This window comes from Salinisphaera sp. T5B8 (assembly GCF_040361255.1).
Classification (GTDB): domain Bacteria; phylum Pseudomonadota; class Gammaproteobacteria; order Nevskiales; family Salinisphaeraceae; genus Salinisphaera.
The window spans coordinates 1-15,833 of the sequence record NZ_APNG01000017.1; the positions used below are offsets into that span (position 1 = coordinate 1).

The 15,833-nt window shown below is 61.1% G+C and carries 18 protein-coding genes; 12 read left to right on the plus strand and 6 right to left on the minus strand.

What is annotated here, in order from left to right; genetic code table 11:
- Nucleotides 1-799: 799 nt before the first annotated feature.
- Genes T5B8_RS14600 through T5B8_RS14610 form a run of 3 tightly spaced genes read right to left on the minus strand, consistent with a single transcriptional unit; the run spans nt 800 to nt 2,143 of the window.
- Nucleotides 800-1,333: a preprotein translocase subunit SecB gene (locus T5B8_RS14600; RefSeq protein ID WP_353179917.1), complete on the minus strand. Its 534-nt coding sequence runs from the start codon at nt 1,331-1,333 to the stop codon at nt 800-802.
- Nucleotides 1,333-1,833 (minus strand): toxin-antitoxin system HicB family antitoxin, encoded by a 501-nt coding sequence (locus tag T5B8_RS14605; protein ID WP_353179919.1) that lies wholly within the window; start codon nt 1,831-1,833, stop codon nt 1,333-1,335. The genes T5B8_RS14600 and T5B8_RS14605 overlap by 1 nt, the downstream gene beginning before the upstream one ends.
- Before the next feature lie 13 nt (nt 1,834-1,846).
- Complete coding sequence (locus T5B8_RS14610; RefSeq protein WP_353179921.1) at nt 1,847-2,143, minus strand: type II toxin-antitoxin system HicA family toxin; 297 nt, start codon at nt 2,141-2,143, stop codon at nt 1,847-1,849.
- Between the two features lie 177 nt (nt 2,144-2,320).
- On the opposite strand from T5B8_RS14610, the gene T5B8_RS14615 reads away from it, so the two are divergent.
- On the plus strand, nt 2,321-3,010 hold the full coding sequence (locus T5B8_RS14615) for an SOS response-associated peptidase (protein ID WP_353179923.1): 690 nt from the start codon (nt 2,321-2,323) through the stop codon (nt 3,008-3,010).
- A gap of 302 nt (nt 3,011-3,312) precedes the next feature.
- Nucleotides 3,313-4,206 (plus strand): tRNA glutamyl-Q(34) synthetase GluQRS, encoded by an 894-nt coding sequence (gene gluQRS, locus T5B8_RS14620; protein WP_353179925.1) that lies wholly within the window; start codon nt 3,313-3,315, stop codon nt 4,204-4,206.
- Between the two features lies 1 nt (nt 4,207).
- On the opposite strand, the gene T5B8_RS14625 is transcribed toward gluQRS, so the two are convergent.
- Both T5B8_RS14625 and T5B8_RS14630 read right to left on the minus strand, forming a co-directional pair.
- Nucleotides 4,208-4,726: a DUF6231 family protein gene (locus T5B8_RS14625; protein WP_353179927.1), complete on the minus strand. Its 519-nt coding sequence runs from the start codon at nt 4,724-4,726 to the stop codon at nt 4,208-4,210.
- A gap of 127 nt (nt 4,727-4,853) precedes the next feature.
- Nucleotides 4,854-5,993: an OmpA family protein gene (locus T5B8_RS14630; protein ID WP_353179929.1), complete on the minus strand. Its 1,140-nt coding sequence runs from the start codon at nt 5,991-5,993 to the stop codon at nt 4,854-4,856.
- Between the two features lie 204 nt (nt 5,994-6,197).
- On the opposite strand from T5B8_RS14630, the gene prfB reads away from it, so the two are divergent.
- Both prfB and lysS read left to right on the plus strand, forming a co-directional pair.
- Nucleotides 6,198-7,296, plus strand: a protein-coding gene (gene prfB / locus T5B8_RS14635; protein ID WP_353179931.1) for a peptide chain release factor 2 whose coding sequence is annotated in 2 segments (ribosomal slippage) — nt 6,198-6,269 and nt 6,271-7,296 — 1,098 coding nt in all. Because the reading frame shifts where the segments join, the coding sequence is not laid out codon by codon here.
- 53 nt (nt 7,297-7,349) lie between these two features.
- Nucleotides 7,350-8,855, plus strand: a complete 1,506-nt coding sequence (gene lysS / locus T5B8_RS14640) for a lysine--tRNA ligase (protein ID WP_353179933.1) — start codon at nt 7,350-7,352, stop codon at nt 8,853-8,855.
- A 43-nt stretch (nt 8,856-8,898) separates the two neighbouring features.
- On the opposite strand, the gene ygfZ is transcribed toward lysS, so the two are convergent.
- Nucleotides 8,899-9,774 (minus strand): CAF17-like 4Fe-4S cluster assembly/insertion protein YgfZ, encoded by an 876-nt coding sequence (gene ygfZ / locus T5B8_RS14645; RefSeq protein WP_353179935.1) that lies wholly within the window; start codon nt 9,772-9,774, stop codon nt 8,899-8,901.
- A 130-nt stretch (nt 9,775-9,904) separates the two neighbouring features.
- On the opposite strand from ygfZ, the gene T5B8_RS14650 reads away from it, so the two are divergent.
- The 8 genes from T5B8_RS14650 to T5B8_RS14685 all read left to right on the plus strand — a co-directional run bounded on the left by T5B8_RS14650 (nt 9,905) and on the right by T5B8_RS14685 (nt 15,831).
- Complete coding sequence (locus tag T5B8_RS14650; protein ID WP_353179937.1) at nt 9,905-10,117, plus strand: DUF1674 domain-containing protein; 213 nt, start codon at nt 9,905-9,907, stop codon at nt 10,115-10,117.
- Nucleotides 10,118-10,159: 42 nt separating this feature from the next.
- Nucleotides 10,160-10,546 (plus strand): succinate dehydrogenase, cytochrome b556 subunit, encoded by a 387-nt coding sequence (gene sdhC / locus T5B8_RS14655; protein WP_353179938.1) that lies wholly within the window; start codon nt 10,160-10,162, stop codon nt 10,544-10,546.
- A 31-nt stretch (nt 10,547-10,577) separates the two neighbouring features.
- Nucleotides 10,578-10,964 (plus strand): succinate dehydrogenase, hydrophobic membrane anchor protein, encoded by a 387-nt coding sequence (gene sdhD, locus T5B8_RS14660; protein ID WP_353160246.1) that lies wholly within the window; start codon nt 10,578-10,580, stop codon nt 10,962-10,964.
- A complete protein-coding gene (gene sdhA, locus T5B8_RS14665; RefSeq protein WP_353179940.1) occupies nt 10,964-12,754 on the plus strand; it encodes a succinate dehydrogenase flavoprotein subunit in 1,791 nt (596 codons plus the stop codon). Before sdhD ends, sdhA begins: the two co-directional genes overlap by 1 nt.
- Before the next feature lie 63 nt (nt 12,755-12,817).
- Entirely contained in the window at nt 12,818-13,597 is a 780-nt protein-coding gene (locus tag T5B8_RS14670; RefSeq protein ID WP_353179942.1) for a succinate dehydrogenase iron-sulfur subunit, read from the plus strand.
- A 79-nt stretch (nt 13,598-13,676) separates the two neighbouring features.
- On the plus strand, nt 13,677-13,934 hold the full coding sequence (locus T5B8_RS14675; RefSeq protein ID WP_353179944.1) for an FAD assembly factor SdhE: 258 nt from the start codon (nt 13,677-13,679) through the stop codon (nt 13,932-13,934).
- Nucleotides 13,935-13,936: 2 nt separating this feature from the next.
- Nucleotides 13,937-14,398 (plus strand): protein YgfX, encoded by a 462-nt coding sequence (locus T5B8_RS14680; protein WP_353179946.1) that lies wholly within the window; start codon nt 13,937-13,939, stop codon nt 14,396-14,398.
- The gene (locus T5B8_RS14685) at nt 14,395-15,831 is read left to right on the plus strand and encodes an alpha/beta fold hydrolase (protein ID WP_353179948.1); all 1,437 of its coding nucleotides are present in this window, start codon (nt 14,395-14,397) and stop codon (nt 15,829-15,831) included. The genes T5B8_RS14680 and T5B8_RS14685 overlap by 4 nt, the downstream gene beginning before the upstream one ends.
- The last annotated feature ends 2 nt before the right edge of the window (nt 15,832-15,833 follow it).

Sequence of the window (15,833 nt, forward strand, 5' to 3'; positions counted from 1 at the left end):
CCTTTCCGGCTCAGGCCAATTTACAGAAGGAATGGTGCACTCCCTTTGCTCGACGTCCTGGGGGCCAAGAAGCTGCTGAATCACGGTTTCATCATGGCCGGCTTCTCCCATTAGATGCGCCCCTAAACTACGAATTTCGTGGAACCTCTGCGGGTTCGTAACACTATCTTAAAACCCGCTAGCGGGCCGCACTTTTGCGAACTCGCTAATAAGCTGATCGTTGAGCACCTGCGATGGGGGGGGGCGGCAGCCTGCGATTGGGGTTATTACGCGATCTCGCCATTTTTCCCGTCATGTGTACAGCCTTCCATCATCGCCAGATAAGAGGCGTGCGACAAGTCCATGCCGTCGACCTTGAACAAGTATAGATCGACGACCGGGGTGCGCCGATCTCCCGGCAGCGAATGTCGCCATGTTCTTGTTCTATGCCGCTACGAACCGCTTGACCGCGCGGAGAGCGCGTTGCGAGCCTGGGGATGGTCGCCGATACGCCGGAACATGCGAGGCAAGTGCCAGGCCGACAAGGAACTGGCGCGGAAGGCGATGCAGTTCACCGTGGCTGCATTACGCAACGCGAGCACGATAGAGCTCCGGAATATAGAGCGCAGGAAGTATTTTCGGATCGTAGCCGAGGTTGAGATCGACGGGCGCGACTTGGACCGGCAGCTTATCGGCGTAGGCCTAGCTCGTTCTTACGATGGCGGCGCTAGGGCTGGTTGGTGTGTTCACTGAACTACTGTGACCGATAAGCCGCCGGTACTCGGTATAGCCTTCACAAGTTGAAGTCATCGTAAAACAATTACGAATTTTCACTCCGGTTTTGCGCAAACTGACGGGCGGGAACCGCCACTTTAGGCAGGTTCATTCTAGTGCATTGGCTCATCAAATATTCGCGCCAATACGGCCATACGTGGTAGCTAGCATTATTCAGTGAGAAAGTCCGCATGGCCTCTTCATCTAGCTCGCCCTTCATTTCATATTCAGCAACGAAAGATGCCTCGACGCACGCGTATATCTCATCCAAATCTGAATTATCGGATGGTGATGTTTCTTCGTCAGCGTCCGGCTTCTCAGACTTCTGATCTTTGACCTCGTTCAGGCGCATCCCCAGATCGATCATTACGCGGAAAAGCAATCTTTCGTCGCCCTCATCGGAAACTAGTGTCGCTACCTGGGATTGGGTAACGACATGTTTCCAAGATATCTCGAGTTGCGCGGTATCACTGTATTGCGGCTCGAACCCGTCCGCCAACCAAGCCTCAGTACGTGCGATGTAGACATCGTTGAAACTGAGAGCGTCAATCGCTCGTTGCAATGGAGAATCTGACACCATTAGCAAGCCACGCGATTAGATTCCAAATCCTCATAATTATTTCGAGTAACAACTCGAATATGACTCGGTCTTTTCTTATCCTCAGTTTGCGGCAAAGTATGTACTTGTTTTTGCCAACCGCCGGAAAAATCATGAAGCGCGACAGCGCGAGTGGTCATTCCGCTCCAGAACGTTAAAATATTAACAATCTGTTGGTTTAGGCTCACCCCTTCCGACTCCGCTTCAATATAAATCATACGGTGAAGTTTTTTAGGGAGGCGCAAAGTCACTCGCCCACTAAAGCTCTGGCGCGACGCGTCTGGCTCGGGCATACGCCTACCATGTTCGGAAAGAGCTTCATAAGTGGTGTTTATGGTGTCCAATGCGAGCTCATAAGCTTCGTCATAGGAGTCGCCGTACTCCGCCACATCGGGTAGCTCACGAACAGTCGCTTCGAAGCAGATTTCGCCGTCGAACTCGCCTTTGCGTACATTGATTGTATATAGAGCGGCATCAAACATTTCGATCCCTCTGTCACTCGTTGTTAGATTCGCGTTCGTTTAGATAGCGACGCAGATCATCCTCATGCGTTTCTAGCGTGCGCACGACGTTCGTTATATAAGACGGTTTTATTTCGGGATTTTTTCCATGCCCGCAGTTGAAAGGCAATGAATAAAACTCAGGTAGGTGAGGATGTGTGCATACCTTATGGCCGCCGCGTTTTCCGTCGCGCACGTTGAATCCAAGAGATTCAAGCAATTGAACCAAGTCTTGACACCGAAAATTTTTTTTCGAGGCCATGAGCCGCTCGCGCGTCTCATCTAAGTCCATGCGCTCCTCCTCGTGACACCACATATAGTGTCACGCTTTGACGTTTCAAGGCAAGCTTTCAGTAAGCGCTGGACCCGCATCTAGGCTCGCCATATTTATCGGCAGAATCGGACGCAAATTTTAGATGCGTTAAATCCCTCCGATACTCTATCAAGGAAAAACTTACGTGTATTTTGTTTGAGCGTTGCCATGGGTGGAAGATACGGAACACACAGTGCCGCTGCTCGCATCGTGAACGGCGAGGTATCGGTTCGCTTATCGGATGACGTCAGCTACAACCGACCGCTTGGCAAATTCCAGCTTATCGGCATTGTCGATCCCGAAAGCGGGGCGGTTAAGCTCGGGCGCGTATGGTGCGGGTTTATCCCTGGTTGGGCGACCGATACGAAGCTGTCACCGATCAACTCACCAGCGGAAGCCGCGGCGGACAAGAAGTTGTTCGCCAAAGCGTTCGCCCACCAGCGCTGCCTGATCGCCGCCGACTACTGGATCCAATGGAAATGCGACGGTGAGCAGAAACAGCCGTACGCGATTCGGCCTGCCGACGCTCTGCCGTTCTTCTTCGCTGGCATCTGGTCGAAAGCATCTCGATTGCCTGATGACCATCCCGCAGCCGGCGAGGTCACGTTCGCAATCCTCACGGGTGAGCCGAACGACGACATCGCTTACATCCATAACCGGCAGCCGCAGGCGTTGACCAACGCCGGCGCGCGCTCGTGGATCGATCCAGATATGGATGCTGGCCAAGCGCAAGAGATCCTGCGAGACGAACGGCATTCGAGGTACGAATCGTGGCCGATTGGGCCAGGCGTCGGTAGCCCGAAGAACGATGATCCCGCGATCCTCGACAGGGTAGAGCTCGGCTGAGAGACTACCGAAACCGCGTTCTAACTCTTTGACTAAAGGACTCAGAAATGTCCGAATTGTCCGGCCGTATTATCGAACGATATGCATGCATATCAGTGGCATAGCTCGGACATGGGGCCTAGATGGGGTGCAGAAGGTCGCAGGTTCAAATCCTGCTACCCCGACCAATCTTTCTCTCCGCGCATGTCGCAGCATTCGTTGCTTTCCGTTAACGATAGTGCGAAATTCCCAGCGCAGGTGAAAGGCGTAAATCACGCGCCGAGTCGCCATTTCCCATCTCTCCATTGCACGCGTGGTCTATCGTGACCTCCGGTGTGGTCGGTCGCTTCGCGCCGTCGCCCAGCGGCGCATTGCATATGGGATCGCTGGTAGCCGCGCTCGGCAGTTTTTTGCAGGCGCGGGCCCAAGGCGGCGCATGGTTGTTGCGTATCGACGACCTGGACACGCCGCGGGTTCAGCCGTGGGCGATCACGCGTATTATCGACGCGCTCGAATTCTTCGGTTTGCGCTGGGACGGGCCGATCGTCTATCAGGATGAGCGGCGTACGGCCTATGCCCGGGCGATTGACCATCTCAAACACAGCGGCCGGGCGTTCGACTGCGGCTGTACGCGCCGCGAGGCCCGCTCGGGCACCGTGGGTATCGAAGGCCCGATCTACCCCGGAACCTGTCGCAACGGTTTGCCGGCCGGACGCTCGCCGCGATCGGTTCGCCTGCGCGTCGACGCTTGCCCGATTGAGGTTTGCGATGCGGTGCAGGGCGTGTATACACAACAGCTGGACCGGGACATCGGCGATTTCGTGATCCGACGTGCCGACGGGATTGTGGCTTATCAGTTGGCGACCGTAGTGGACGACGCCTACCAAGGGGTGACCGAGGTCGTGCGCGGGGCCGATCTGTTGTCGTCGACGCCGCGCCAGATCGCATTGCAGCAGGCGCTCGGGCTCGATACGCCGCGGTACGCCCATTTACCCGTCATTACCGACGCAAACGGCGATAAGCTCGGCAAGAGCACGGGCGCGATCGCCTTGCAGCCGACGAAACCGGCGGCTCAGTTGTGCGCGTGTTTGCAATGGCTGGGGCAAGCGCCGCCGAATACGCTTTACGACGCCGATATAGCCCGGGTACTACATTGGGCCTGCGATAACTGGGCATTGGCCCAGGTGCCGCGCGTGGCTGAAATAACGCGCCGCTGATCTACCAGCGATCACGATCCCAGCGCTCGGGGTTGGCCCAGTAGCGGGAATTCAGCCAGTCGGGCGTGGTTTTGTAATCGTGAATATCGTAGCGATAGATCGCGATCGGCGTGTCAAGACCACGACTGTCCGCGCTTCGCCTGAAACCCAGGCCGATAAAACGGGCGATCGTCCAGTCGGCGGACTGGGCGTCGCGGGTATCGACACAGGCGATAACGGTGTCGGCGAGTTGGTCGCGCAGCCGGCTCAACAGCTGTTGCGCGCGATCGGTGGCAAGCGTTGAGAACGCGGGCGCGAACACGATGGCAGCGTCATAGCGGGATGGAGCGGTTGGGCTCGGCGTCGACAGGGCGTCGGCGGCGCTGAGTCGTTCGGCGGTTACGGTGCCAGCTTCGGTCGCAGCGTCGGCGAGCTGGCTATGAGCAGAATCGCTGGCCTCGATCAACAGTAGGCGTTCGGGCTTGCGCTCGCGCACGCGTTGCGCGATATACGCGAATGCTATGTCGTCGGGCGTTTCCATCGCTGTTTGCACCGCCTTGCATGCGTGTCGTCGGCGTAGGTCCGACGATTGCACGGATATCGAACAAAAAAAAGCCCGGCCTCCGAAGAGGCCGGGCCCGACTTCTACCAGTCGGTCTAACCGATTGTTACTGTTCGGTAACGTTCAGTTCGACGCGACGGTTCTGAGCGCGGCCAGCGGCCGTCTCGTTGGTCGCCACCGGGTTGGACTCGCCATGACCCTCGGTGCCGGTGATACGGCTCGAGCTGATGCCGTGGTCGATCAGGTACTGACGCACCGAGTCGACACGACGCTGGGACAGACCCATGTTGTACTGCTCGGTACCGATGCTATCGGTGTAGCCGTCGATACGGAACTGCACTTCCTGGCTGGCCTGCAGCGCGTCAACGACGTTGTCGAGACGGTTCTCGGCCTGCATCGTCAGCTTGGACGAATCGAACTCGAAGGTCACGCCCTTGAGTACGATCGGGGCCTGCTTCTCGATCGGGCAGCCACGGGCATCGACTTCGGTGCCACGCGGGGTGCCGGGGCACTGGTCGTTGGCATCGATGACGCCGTCGCCATCGCTATCCATCGGCTGGGCCGGAGCGGGGGCCGGAGCCGGCTCGGCGGCAGTCGGGGGCGCACCCAGCGGGATCTGCAGACCCAGCGACAGGATGTGGTCGTCGAAGCGCTGATCTTCGTAACCGGCACCATAGATGTCCGCGGAATCCACGGTGGTGTAGCGGTAACGATACTCAGCACGCACGGCCAGACCGTAGTCGTTGAGCTGGTACATATAACCCAGACCGGCATCCAGGAAGTCGGCGTCGGCATCGTCGCCAACGTCTACACCGTTGACTTCGCTGTAACCCGGATCCATCTTGCCCCAGGACGCACCCAGGATGCCGTAGACCGGCAGGGTGTCACGGGCCGGGAAGAACAGCGCGTCCAGACCAAAGCCGTACAGGTCGGCGTCGTTGGCGTCAGCGCCGTTAAGCGACTGGTCGGGGTTGAAGTAGAAACCGAACAGTTCCAGGTTCAACCAGCTGTTGATCGGCTTGCCGATCGCCAGCGTCGCGCCGATGCTGTCGTCGTTATCGGTGTTCAGGTTACCGAGCGGTGCCGGGCCGCCGACGGCATCGTTATCGAAGAAGCCGTAGCTGACCATCGGCGCCACGTAGAAGCGCTTGTCCTGCGGGGCGTCCATCTGGGCCATGGCGCTCGTCGCGAAGGCGAGCCCCAGCGCGCCAGCAACACCTGCGGTAAGCGGTTGCTTGAATTTCATAGTTCAAAACTCCCTTGAACGGGTTTAGGTTTGTTGTGCGGTCCCATTCACCGAACTGGCGAACAAGCGTTCCCAAACCGGTGACGTGCAAACGGATTATGGGGGTTATCGCTGGAATTAGCAATTAATTCTCACGCTTGTACTGGCTGTGCGAAGCTGCAATGATCCGCGCCCCAAAAGCACCCTCGACCTTTAGGAATGTCAATGGATACCAACGCTGTGAATAGCCGTATGCAGGAACTGCGCGCGCGTCTGGGCGACCTCAGGGGGTATCTTTGACTACGCTGAGAAAAAAGACCGGCTAGACGAGATCGACGCGGAGCTCGCGCAGGGCGATATCTGGGCGAACGATCCCGACAAAGCGCAGGCGTTCGGCCAGGAAAAAGCGCGCCTGGAAGAGGTCGTGCGGCCGATGGAAAAGTCGTTGGCCATTCTCGATGACAGCGCGGAGCTGGTGGAGCTGGCCGCGGCCGAAGACGATGAGTCGGTAATCGAGGATATCGTTGCCGAGCTGGACACGGTGGAGGCGCATCTCAAGAGCCTCGAATTTCAGCGCATGTTCTCCGGCGAAGCGGATGCCAGTAATGCCTTCGTCGATATTCAGTCCGGCTCGGGTGGCACCGAGGCCCAGGACTGGGCCGAGATGCTGCTGCGCATGTATCTGCGCTGGTGCGAGCGACGCGGCTTTGCCACCGAGGTCACCGAACTTTCGCCGGGCGAGGTCGCCGGTATTAAAAGCGCGACCGTTGCGGTGACCGGCAGCTATGCCTATGGCTGGCTGCGTACCGAAACCGGCGTACACCGTCTGGTGCGCAAGTCGCCCTTCGACTCGGGCGCGCGCCGGCATACCTCTTTTGCGGCAGTGTTCGTTTCGCCCGAGATCGACGACGAGATTTCGATCGATATCGATCCGTCGGATTTGCGCGTGGACGTATATAGGGCCAGTGGCGCGGGCGGACAGCATGTCAACCGGACCGAATCGGCGGTGCGTATCACGCATAACCCGACCGGTATCGTCGTGCAGTGCCAGAACGACCGCTCGCAGCACAAGAATCGCGCCACCGCAATGAAGCAGCTGCAATCCAAGCTCTACGAACGCGAACTGGCCGCGCGCCGGGCCGAGGCCGAAGCGACCGAGGCCGACAAGTCCGATATCGGCTGGGGCAGCCAGATTCGTTCGTACGTGCTTGATCAATCGCGTATCAAGGATCTGCGCACCGGCGTGGAAGTGGGCAATACCCAGGCGGTGCTTGACGGCGATCTGGATACATTCGTCGAGGAAAGCCTCAAGCAGGGGCTGTAAGCGCCGCGCCAGGCATTGTGTAAGTCACTCTTAAGTTATATGGACGCAAAGACATGACGGATACCGGTTCGAGCGAAACCGAAACCCACCGGCTGGTCGCGCAGCGCAAGGAAAAGCTTCAGGCCTGGCGCGATCAGGGCACGGCCTTTCCCAACGACTTCCGTCCCGACGCGCTGGCCGGTGAGCTGCAGCGTGATCACGCCGACGACGACGCGGCGACGCTGGATGAACAGGCCCGCGAGGTCGCGGTGGCCGGCCGCCTGCTAGCCAAACGGGTCATGGGCAAGCTCAGTTTTGCCACGCTTCAGGACCGCTCGGGGCGTATTCAGGTGTTCGTTCAGCGCGACCTGCTGGGCGAGGACGCCTACAAGGCGTTCAAGCAGCTCGATATCGGAGATATCGTTGGCGTGCGTGGCGCGTTATCGCGTACCAACAAGGGCGAACTTTCGGTGCGCGCCACGCAATTGCGCCTGCTGACCAAGTCGCTGCGTCCGCTACCGGAAAAATGGCACGGCCTGTCGGATACGGAAGCGCGTTACCGGCAGCGCTATGTCGATCTGATCATGCATCCCGACTCGCGTGCCGTGTTCATGGCACGCAGTGCGATCGTGCGTGGCGTACGAGACTTCTTCGAGTCACGCGATTTCCTCGAAGTGGAAACGCCCATGCTGCAGGCGATTCCCGGCGGCGCGGCGGCACGTCCGTTCATTACTCATTACAACGCGCTCGATCACGATTTCTATCTGCGCGTGGCGCCCGAGCTCTATCTCAAGCGGCTCGTGGTCGGCGGTCTGGAGAAGGTGTTCGAGCTCAACCGCAATTTCCGTAACGAGGGGGTGTCTACCCGACACAACCCCGAGTTCACCATGCTCGAGTTCTATCAGGCCTATGCCGACTACCATGACCTGATGGACCTGATCGAGGCGTTGCTGCGCGAGCTCAGCGCCCGCGTGGCTGAACGGCATGCCGCCGCCTGCAACGACGAGGCGGTTCGTTTCGACGGCGCGTTCGAGCGACTGTCCATGCGCGATGCCGTGCTCAAGTATAACGACAATATAAGCGCGCAAGATGTTGATAACGTTGATTCGCTATCGACAATCGCGACTGGTTTAGGGGTGAAGGGTGAAGCCGGCTGGGGGCATGGCACGTGGCTCACGGAGCTGTTCGAACACACGGTCGAACACCAGTTACATGAGCCGACGTTTATCGTCGATTATCCGGCCGAGGTTTCGCCGCTGGCCCGGCGGCGTGATGACAATCCCGATGTGACCGAGCGCTTCGAGCTGTTCGTGGCCGGGCGCGAGATCGCCAACGGCTTTTCCGAGCTCAACGACGCCGAGGATCAGGCCGAGCGCTTCGCCGCCCAGGCCGATGCCAAGGCCGCCGGCGATGATGAAGCGATGTACTACGACGCCGACTACGTCAACGCGCTCGAATATGGCCTGCCGCCGACCGCGGGCGCAGGTATCGGCATCGATCGGCTGGTCATGCTGCTCACCGGCCGCAGCGCGATTCGCGACGTGCTGCTATTCCCCCAGCTGCGTCCGCAGCCGCAATAGGGGCTAGCGCCGCCGCGCCCGCGCGGCGCGGCGGTATGCGCAGCTATTCCGGTGTGGGGTAGGGCAGTTCGCCCGGTTCGAGCGTTGCCTGTGCGGTGGCTAGGCTGGCGTTGGCGGCGCTCGTCTTGAGTACGGCCAGCAATACCCCTTGGCGGCTGTCTGGGCCCGCTGCACCGTAGAGTACGGTGCCTGCCCGGGCGCCGTCGGCGTCCAGCACATCGCTGCCTGGGGCGGGGAGTTCGCCATGCCAGAACAGTCGGAACATGCGTCGCGTGAGCGTGCCGCGATAATGCAGCCGCGCGATGACTTCCTGCCCTGGATAACAGCCCTTGTCGAAATCGATCGCCTCGAGCCAATGCAGGTTGAGCATCTGTGGCACGAACAATCCCTGTGTCGCGGCCACGAGGTTGGGCAGGCCGGCATCGACTTCTTCGCGCAGCCAGCGCGGGTCGTTCGTGGCCATGGCATCAGCCGGGGCGGGATGCGCTGCAGGGGCGATTTCGAGTGCGCGCGCGCCACCGTCAACGGCGGGCGCCAATCCCAGCTGCACGACGTCATTCTGCCAGTGGGCCGCACCCGCAGCGGGCAGGTCAGCAGCATGGCGGGCACTGATGCGCAGCGTGTCGCGACAGTCGCGCAGTTCGACCGCGGCGCGCAGTACGAACATCTGCAAGCGTTTGAGCAACCCGTCGATGAGTTCTTCGGGCACAATCAGCAGATAGCCGTCGTCGGTTTCGCATACGCGTGCGATCATCTGTGCACGGCCCTTGGCATCACACCAGGCAGCCAGCAGATGTCGATCGCGGCCGAGGCGCAGTACATCGTTGGTCAACTGAGCACGCAAAAACTCGGCTGCATCAGCGCCGGTCACGGCGATGGCGCCGAGTGCCGAGAGCTGCAGCGAAGCGGAATCGGTCATGAAGTGCATCCAAGTCGTGTCTGATGCGTATTCTAGCTTCTACGTAAAGCTGCTGTTATATGCAGTTGAAGCCGTCGGTTCAGCCGATGTTCACATTGCCAGAAACCCAACACAGGTTTAGAGTATCGCCATGTCAGACGAACGTTTGTCCGCTTCGGACGAGTCCCAGGCAGGTGCCCCCGCCAACTCCACCGAGCGTGAAACCGCGCCAGAGTCCGCCGATTCCAACCCGCCTGCCAAGCCGAATGCGCTTGATCTGCCGCCCGAATACGGTGGTCGCAAGGGCCCCGAGCCCGTGCGCTACGGCGATTGGGAGAAAAACGGGCGCTGCATCGATTTCTGACCCCTTATTTCCAGTTCGTTCCATTGCCACTCGGGGACCCTCATGAGTCAACAGGCTAACCGCCCGCTATCGCCGCATATCCAGATATACCGCTGGCAGATCGCCATGGCGACATCGATCGCCCATCGCGCCTCCGGCATTCTGCTGTCGCTGGGTAGTGTCTTTCTGGCGATCTGGCTGATTGCGGCGGCCAGCGGGCCCGATGCCTTTGCCAGCGTCAACGGTTTTGCCGGCTCTTGGTTCGGCCAGCTGCTGATGTTCGGTTGGTCGTTCGCGCTGTTCTATCACCTGTGCAACGGCATCCGTCATCTGATTTGGGATGTCGGCATTGGCCTGGATCTGGAGACCGCCCGCGTGACCGGCTATGCGGCCTTCGGCGTGGCGGCAGCGCTGACCCTGTTTGTCTGGATCTGGGCGTTCATCGCCTGATCGACTCGATTTTGTGTTCCGGGAGACTTAAATGAGCAGTATTCGTTCATCGCTCGCGAGCGCGCGCGGGCTGGGCAGTGCCAAGACGGGCGTATCCCATTGGTGGTTCCAGCGCGTGAGCGCGGTCGCACTCGTGCCGCTGACGCTGTGGTTCGTTGCCTGTCTGGCCTCGCAGCTGGGCGCCGATTACTCGAGCGTTACCGACTGGTTGTCGTCGCCGCTGCAGGCGTCGCTGCTGGCGATCTACCTCGCCGCAATCTTTTTCCATTCGCAGCTCGGTCTGCAGACGATTATTGAGGATTACGTGCATCACGATGGCGCGAAGATGGCGCTTCTCATCGGGTTGCAGCTGCTCAATATCCTGCTGGCCGTGGCCGCTATCTTTTCCGTTATCATGATTCTAGTAGGAGCCGCCTGATGAGCGAGAGCTACGACATCATCGACCACCAGCACGACGTGGTGGTGGTGGGTGCCGGTGGTTCCGGCCTGCGCGCGACGCGTGGCCTGGCAGACGCCGGCCTTTCGACTGCTTGTATTACCAAGGTCTTTCCCACCCGTAGCCACACCGTGGCTGCCCAGGGCGGTATCGCCTCCGCGCTTGGCAACATGGGTGAAGACGACTGGCGCTGGCACGCCTACGACACCATCAAGGGTGGTGACTGGCTGGGTGACCAGGACGCCATCGAATACCTCACCAAGGAAGCCATTCCGGCGATCATCGAGCTCGAGCACGACGGCGTGCCGTTCTCGCGTACCGAAGACGGCCGTATCTACCAGCGTCCGTTCGGCGGCATGACCACCCATTTCGGCGAAGGCACCGCACAGCGTACCTGTGCCGCGGCCGACCGTACCGGCCATGCGCTGCTGCATACGCTCTATCAGCAGTCGCTCAAGGCCCGGGCCGAATTCTTCATCGAATACTTCGCCATCGATCTGCTGATGACCGAAGACGGCGAATGTCGTGGTGTGCTGGCCTGGGATCTGCAGGGCGGTCAGCTGCATCGCTTCCGTGCCCACCAGGTCATTCTGGCCACGGGCGGTTATGGCCGCGCCTACTTCTCCTGCACCTCCGCGCATACCTGCACGGGCGACGGCATGGGCATGGCCCTGCGTGCCGGCCTGCCGCTGCAGGATCCGGAGTTCGTACAGTTCCACCCGACCGGTATCTACGGCGCGGGCTGTCTGATCACCGAAGGTGCACGCGGTGAGGGTGGTTACCTGACCAACTCCGAAGGCGAGCGCTTCATGGAGCGCTATGCCCCGAACGCCAAGGATCTGGCCTCGCGCGACGTGGTCAGCCGTGCGGAAACGGTCGAGATCAACGAAGGCCGCGGTGTGGGCGAGAACAAGGACCACACGCTGCTGCATCTCGAGCATCTCGGCCCGGAAGTGCTGCACGAGCGGCTGCCGGGTATTACCGAAACCGCGATGATCTTCTCCGGCGTGGATGCCACCAAGGAGCCGATCCCGGTGCTGCCCACGGTGCACTACAACATGGGCGGCGTGCCCACCAATGCCTTTGGCGAAGTGGTCACGCTCAAGGACGGCGATCCGGATTCGGTCGTGCCGGGCCTGATGGCGGTTGGCGAGGCCGGCTGTGTATCGGTGCACGGTGCCAACCGTCTTGGCTCCAACTCGCTGCTTGATCTGGTCGTGTTCGGCCGTGCGGCCGCACACCGCTGCACCGAAGTCGTGCGCAAGGGCGCGCCGCACCGGGGTGATATCGATGCCTCCGAGAAGAAGGCGCTGGAGCGCTTCGACCGGCTGCGTCATGCCAAGGGCGATACGCCCACGGCCGAGCTGCGCGCCAGCCTGCAGAACTCGATGCAGAAGTACGCCGCGGTGTTTCGCAACACCGAGAGCCTGGAAACCGGCGCCAAGCAGATCAGCGAGGAAGTCGAAGCCTTCGCCAACGTCGGCGTAACCGATCGTTCCATGACCTGGAACAGCGATCTGGTGGAGACCCTGGAGCTGGAGAACCTGCTCGGCTGTGCGATCACCACGATGCACGCCGCCGCCAACCGCAAGGAAAGCCGCGGCGCGCACGCGCACGAGGAATACACCGAGCGCGACGACGAGAACTGGATGAAGCACACGCTCATCTGGCACCACGGCGGCCCGGATACGCAGATCGATTATCGGCCGGTGCACATGAACCCCATGACCGACGATATGGAACACGTGCCGCCGAAGAAGCGCACCTACTAATGCATAACATCGTCGCCGACCCTTCGAGGTCGGCGGCCTGCCACTGAGTAATGGAGGCCTGTCATGGCTGAATTCCGACTGCCGAAGAACTCGCGTGTCGCCAAGGGCAAGAAGTTCGAGGCGCCCAAGGGTGCGAAGAACGTCAAGACGTTCCGTATCTATCGCTGGGAACCCGAATCGGGCGAGAACCCGCGCGTGGACAGTTTCGCCATCGATCTCGACAAGTGCGGGCCGATGGTTCTCGATGCGGTCATCAAGATCAAGAATGAGATAGACCCCACGCTGACGTTCCGTCGCTCCTGTCGTGAAGGCATCTGTGGGTCCTGTGCGTTCAATATCGACGGCAAGAACACGCTCGCCTGTACGACGCGTATCACTGATATCGATGGCGACGTGCGCATCTACCCGCTGCCGCATATGCCGGTAGTGAAGGATCTCGTACCCGATCTGACCCATTTCTATGCCCAGCTCGAATCCATCGAGCCCTGGATCAAGACGGATACGCCGGCGCCGACGCGCGAGCGTCTGCAGACACCGGAAGATCGCGCCAAGCTGGACGGGCTTTACGAGTGCATTCTGTGTGCTTGCTGCTCGACCTCCTGCCCGAGCTATTGGTGGAACCCGGAACGTTATCTCGGTCCGGCCGTTCTGCTGCAGGCCTATCGCTGGATCGTGGATTCGCGCGACGAAGCCACCGGCGATCGTCTCGACGATCTGGAAGACCCGTTCAAGCTGTATCGGTGCCACACGATCATGAACTGCACCAATACCTGCCCGAAGGGCCTGAATCCGGCCAAGGCCATTCAGGAAACCAAGAAGCTGCTGCTTGAGCGCCGCGGCTGAATGATCCGCTGGCCCGCCGTTGTCGGCGGGCCACGCCCCTCGGCCGACGCCAGTCGGCCCCTCCATCACCGAGCGAATCATGAGCGAAAAATCGCGCATACGCTGGCTGTGTCGACGAGGAATGAAGGAGCTCGATGTGCTCCTCGAACGCTTCGTGAGCCAGGAGTACGACGATCTCGACGAGCGCGAGCAGGCCGGCCTGCGTGAACTCGTGGAAATGGAAGATCCCGATCTCTATGCGCTCGTCATGGGGCGCATGCAACCCGAAACCGACGTACAGGCCGACCTTCTGGGCCGTATTCGCCAGTTCCAGCGCCCGCAGGGGACGGCTGGCTAGGGATGTCGAACCCGTTTGCCGATACGTTGCATCTGCGGGTGCGCGCATCGGCGGCGTATCGCGGCTTCAACGCTTCGCTGCATGGCGTTGCGATGATTATCATAGCGATTCTGGCCTTGGGCCGTCCCGTGTTCGTGCTGCTTTTACCCGTTGTCGGCGTATTCGGCTGGTATGTCGATCGCGACGCCCGCCTGGCTCGGCGCGACAGTATTGTGCGTCTGCGCTGGCAGGCAGAGGGCGTATGGCGCTGGCAAACGCGTGATGGCATGTGGCACCGAGGCCAATTGGCCGGCAGTTTTACCGCGGGCAGCTGGCTGGTCGTGCTGCGTCTGCGCGCGGATCATCACCGCCTGCTTACCCGCAGCTGCGTGCTATTTCGCGATGCCTTGCCGGGCCCGACTCACCGCCGGCTGCGCGCACGGTTGACCATCGCACCCACGCCGGGCCTGGCCGATCGTTCGTGAACCGCTCGCTCATCGTTTTTGTCGCTGTGCTGGCCATCGGCACGATACTCATCGTCTCGATCCTGTGGCCGACTGTAGCCAGGGCGCAGTCCATCGAATGGGATGCCTGCCCGCGGCTAGTGGCAACGCTTAGTGCGGCCCAGACCGACTGCGGTTGGCTCGATACCGGTGAGCCCCTGCAGGGCCAGCCCGTACGCCTGCGGTTCGCGATCCTGCGGGCACGCCCCGATCGAAAGGATGCGTATCCGGTTGTTTATGTGCCGGGCGGGCCGGGCGAGAGTGCCGGTGTGGATGCGCCCGCCCTGACGCGGTGGCAGCGCTGGCAGCAACAGGCTGGCTGGCCGCACGATATCGTGCTGTTCGATCCGCGTGGCACGGGCGAGAGCCAGCCGCGCCCGCGCTGTGCGCCCGATACAAGCCTGCCGTGGCGCGCACCGGCTTCGGCGCGGGCCGATAACGCCTTTGCCCGCGAGGCGATCATTACTCGACAGTGTCTGGCGCGGCTGGGCAAATCCGGCATGCAGGCGCTCGGTCCAGCGGCGCAATTGCGCGATATCGCGGCGTTGCTGACGGGGTTGGGTGTGACACGGGCGAGTCTGTGGGGCGTGTCCTACGGAACGCGTATCGCCCGGCTTTTCGCGCGACGTTATCCGGCGCAGGTCGATACGCTGGTGCTCGATTCGATCGTGCCCTTCGATCAGAATGAACTGGCCGCGCTGCCGCTCCAGATCGATAGCGCGATTACCCAGCTCGATCGTACATGCCGGGCGGCCGGGGCCTGTCCGATGGCCAATCCGCGTGCCGCGGTGGGTGCACTGTTGAAGCGGTTCGACGCCCAGCCCGCAGTGGTGGCCTTGGTCGGCTACGACAACCTGCCGCTGTTGTTCGAGATCACCCCGTATCGGCTGTTGCTGATGCTGCTGTTTGCCGCCTACGACAGCGACCAGACGGCGGATACGCGTATTCGTCTGGAACGTGCGTTGCGCGGGCAAACGGCTGCGCTGATGCCGCTGGCCGCACGGGTGGCCGCCCAGGCCAGCAGTCGCGGGCACAGCACGCCGGTGTTCTGGGCTACGCGCTGTGCTCTGTACGTTGACGGCCCCGAGGCCGCCAGGGCGTGGCAAAAAGCGCTTTCCCAGGCGCCGATGATCGCGCCCTATATCGAACAGGCCCCACAGGCTTCGGTGTGCGAAGACTGGCCATTGCCGCGTTATCAGGCTGACCCCCGGGCGCTGCCCGATCGGCCGATACTGGTGGTCGCGGGAACGGACGATGTCCTCACCCCGGCGCGGGCGAGCCAGGCGTTCGCCCGGGCCCGGCCGTCGGCGCGCTGGGCGCCGATTGCGGGCGCCGGGCATGCGCCTACGTTATCGCAGCCGCAAGCGCAGGGCGTGGTGGCCGAGTTTCTGCGCGAGCGCAGTCGCCAGGACTGATA

Coding starts and splice junctions, on each gene's coding strand:
- T5B8_RS14625 (WP_353179927.1), bottom strand. CDS start 4,726: ATGGAAACGCCCGACGACATAGCATTCGCGTATATCGCGCAACGCGTG.
- sdhD (WP_353160246.1), top strand. CDS start 10,578: ATGAGCAGTATTCGTTCATCGCTCGCGAGCGCGCGCGGGCTGGGCAGT.
- T5B8_RS14630 (WP_353179929.1), bottom strand. CDS start 5,993: ATGAAATTCAAGCAACCGCTTACCGCAGGTGTTGCTGGCGCGCTGGGG.
- T5B8_RS14600 (WP_353179917.1), bottom strand. CDS start 1,333: ATGGTGTCAGATTCTCCATTGCAACGAGCGATTGACGCTCTCAGTTTC.
- sdhC (WP_353179938.1), top strand. CDS start 10,160: ATGAGTCAACAGGCTAACCGCCCGCTATCGCCGCATATCCAGATATAC.
- lysS (WP_353179933.1), top strand. CDS start 7,350: ATGACGGATACCGGTTCGAGCGAAACCGAAACCCACCGGCTGGTCGCG.
- T5B8_RS14675 (WP_353179944.1), top strand. CDS start 13,677: ATGAGCGAAAAATCGCGCATACGCTGGCTGTGTCGACGAGGAATGAAG.
- T5B8_RS14650 (WP_353179937.1), top strand. CDS start 9,905: ATGTCAGACGAACGTTTGTCCGCTTCGGACGAGTCCCAGGCAGGTGCC.
- T5B8_RS14680 (WP_353179946.1), top strand. CDS start 13,937: ATGTCGAACCCGTTTGCCGATACGTTGCATCTGCGGGTGCGCGCATCG.
- T5B8_RS14670 (WP_353179942.1), top strand. CDS start 12,818: ATGGCTGAATTCCGACTGCCGAAGAACTCGCGTGTCGCCAAGGGCAAG.
- sdhA (WP_353179940.1), top strand. CDS start 10,964: ATGAGCGAGAGCTACGACATCATCGACCACCAGCACGACGTGGTGGTG.
- T5B8_RS14610 (WP_353179921.1), bottom strand. CDS start 2,143: ATGGACTTAGATGAGACGCGCGAGCGGCTCATGGCCTCGAAAAAAAAT.
- T5B8_RS14605 (WP_353179919.1), bottom strand. CDS start 1,833: ATGTTTGATGCCGCTCTATATACAATCAATGTACGCAAAGGCGAGTTC.
- ygfZ (WP_353179935.1), bottom strand. CDS start 9,774: ATGACCGATTCCGCTTCGCTGCAGCTCTCGGCACTCGGCGCCATCGCC.